This window comes from Candidatus Avelusimicrobium sp. (assembly GCF_051874775.1).
Lineage (GTDB): Bacteria > Elusimicrobiota > Elusimicrobia > Elusimicrobiales > Elusimicrobiaceae > Avelusimicrobium.
In genome coordinates, this window is the sequence record NZ_JBJEGE010000026.1 from 1 (window position 1) to 2520 (window position 2520).

A 2520-nucleotide genomic window follows, 5' to 3' on the forward strand; every position below is an offset into this window, starting at 1 on the left:
TGCGGATTTCTGCGGTATTGATGCGTATACTAAGGAATGCTGCAGTGATGGTACGGAAGCGACTACAGATGGTACAGCTGCCGCTGAGGGAACTGCGGGGACGATGGCTGTATTTCCGGCAGGGTCTAGTTGTATTAAGCCCGCTGCTGCTGGTTCTGGTCTGTAAGCGTTTTAAGGTATTTGCCTTTTCCGCCCCCGCAGTTTGGGGGCGGATTTTTTTATGCCTTGGCGGTATTTGAATAATCCTTTTTAGTTTTCCTTTCTGTGTGCACACGTGGGGCAAAAATGTCCAAAATTAGGCGGGTGCGGTTGGTTGTTTTGGCGAAAATTTATTTGTTAAAATAAAAAAAGAGGGATAAAATGTCATTTGGTGAAAAAGAAAAACAGCTGTTAAGCTCTATTCGGCATTACCGCACAAAGGAGGCATTGGATCTTTTAGAAGAAAAAATAGATCTAGATGCGTGCGGCTTTACGCCGTTTGAAACGCCCCTCTTTCTAGCGATAGAAACAGGCAACAAACCTGTCCTCCGCAAACTGGTGGAAAAGGGCGCAAATGTAAATTATTTGGGGCATTGGCGCGAACCCGCCAGCAAAAAACTGATTGAGTTAAGCGAAGGGCATTTTGGACAAGAAAAAAACGAATACAGATGTCCGCTTTCCTTGGCATTGCAATACGAAGAAAAGCACGGTTTAGCGGCGGAGGTCGCCTTGCTTCGCGCGCACGGTGCCAAAGAACTCAACGACCTACTGGATAAATGATTTACTTGCCGCGGGATAAAATGTCCCGCGCAATTTTTTTTGCGTCAAAATCCGCCGCGCAGGCAAGCGGTATGCGCAGGGCGTTCGTATAGCGGTTAAACCATGTGCGCTGCCGTTTGGCGTATTGGCGCGTAAGCGTGGCGACACGTTCCACCGCGTCTTTGCGCGAAAGTTCCCCTTTTAAAAACGCGATTGCTTGCGGATAGCCCAGGCTTTTTAAAGCGGGGGTATCTGCTGTGTATCCTTCGGCAAGAAGAGTGCGGGCTTCTTCGGTCATTCCGTCAAAAATCTGCTCCGTGCGATGCGCGATGCGTTCGTTTAACGCTTCTTTCTCCCAATCCAAATAAACCCAAAAGGATGATTTTTCGTCGGGCAGTTTGAAAAATTTTCCGCTTTTAAGTTCGCTGGCCGGTTTACCCGTGAGCATATAAAGTTCCAAGGCTCGCATCGTGCGCTGGACGTTTCCTGCAGGGATTTTTTCAGCCGACGAGGGGTCTTTTGCCCGCAAGGCTTGGTGCAGCCCGTCCTTTCCGTGTTCGGTAAGCAGTTTTTGGAGTATTTCGCGCGTTTGGGGTGTGCTTTGCGGGAGGTCATCCATTCCTACAAAAAACGCGTGCAGATACATTCCCGTTCCGCCGGCAAAAATAATTTGGCGACCGGAGTTTTGCCGGATGATTTCCCCGGAGCGCGCTTTAAATGCTCCGGCGTTAAACGTGTCCGTTACGTCCAAAAAATCCACCAGATAATACGGTACCCCGTCCACTCTATACGCGCCGTTTTGCCAAGCGCCCGCAGGTTTAGCGGTGCCGACGGTGAGGCGTTTGTACACTTGGCGCGAATCGGCGGATAGAATGATTCCGTCTGTCTGGCGCGCTAGTTCAAGCGCCAGTTCGGTTTTGCCGGATGCGGTCGGGCCGCAGAGGACGATAGGTTGCATATTTATATTGTACTTTTTATGGGAGTGGGTTTGGAAAGCTGTTTCGCGGGATAGCGGCATATCTAAAACGGTGTGGCTTGGTTAATCAGAGGAGCGCGGACAAGAGGGGAGCCCAGCCTCTGGGCCTTGACCCGTTTTTTTTTTTTGATACCATAGGGGCATTCCGTAGTGTTTCTGTTTGGGATATTCTGATTGTGTATTGTTTGCTTAAAATCGGTAGATTCTGAGCAGAAAACTTTCAGGATGAGACTTTTTAATGAGGAAAATAAAATGAAAGGATTCACCTTAATAGAGTTGTTGGTGGTTGTATTAATTATTGGTATTTTAGCGGCGGTGGCACTTCCGCAGTATGAATGGGCGGTGGAAAAAGCGCGCGCCGCCGAGGCTTTGACCGTCCTTAAAACGTTACGGGACGCGCAAGAAGTGTATTATATGGCAAATGGCGCATATGCGTCCGATTTCGCGGCGTTGGATGTGGCGGTGCCGGAAAGCAAACATTTTATCTATAATATCTCTCCAGAATTTTCTGTTCATGCAACCAGCAAGACAAAGCCGTATATTCTTTTTTACCGCTGGCAAACAGGCGGCTTGGATTCTATTGCTTGTGGTACGCAAAGCGACGGAGATAAATTTGAATGGGCAAAACAGATGTGTAAACATTTGGGGGCGGATACCAGTACTGGCGGTAATCGTTGGACCATTGTTAAGTAAAAACGTATTAAAAAACCGGCGCACATAACGCGCCGGTTTCTATTTGCGGAGTGTTTGTCGGAACTATTTGTCTTCAAAAAGGCTTTCGTCTTTCTGGATTTTATTGCAGATTT

The 2520-nt window shown here is 48.1% G+C and carries 3 protein-coding genes; 2 read left to right on the forward strand and 1 reads right to left on the reverse strand.

The genetic code is table 11. The features are described 5' to 3' along the window. The first annotated feature begins 360 nt into the window (after window positions 1–360). Window positions 361–759 (forward strand): hypothetical protein, encoded by a 399-nt coding sequence (locus ACI351_RS04970; RefSeq protein WP_439734139.1) that lies wholly within the window; start codon window positions 361–363, stop codon window positions 757–759. Window position 760: 1 nt separating this feature from the next. Here ACI351_RS04970 and miaA read toward each other — a convergent pair whose 3' ends face one another. After that, window positions 761–1696 (reverse strand): tRNA (adenosine(37)-N6)-dimethylallyltransferase MiaA, encoded by a 936-nt coding sequence (miaA, locus tag ACI351_RS04975; RefSeq protein ID WP_439734140.1) that lies wholly within the window; start codon window positions 1694–1696, stop codon window positions 761–763. A gap of 270 nt (window positions 1697–1966) precedes the next feature. Here miaA and ACI351_RS04980 point away from each other — a divergent pair, with 270 nt between their 5' ends. After that, a complete protein-coding gene (locus ACI351_RS04980) occupies window positions 1967–2407 on the forward strand; it encodes a type IV pilin protein (RefSeq protein ID WP_439734141.1) in 441 nt (146 codons plus the stop codon). Window positions 2408–2520 lie beyond the last annotated feature (113 nt).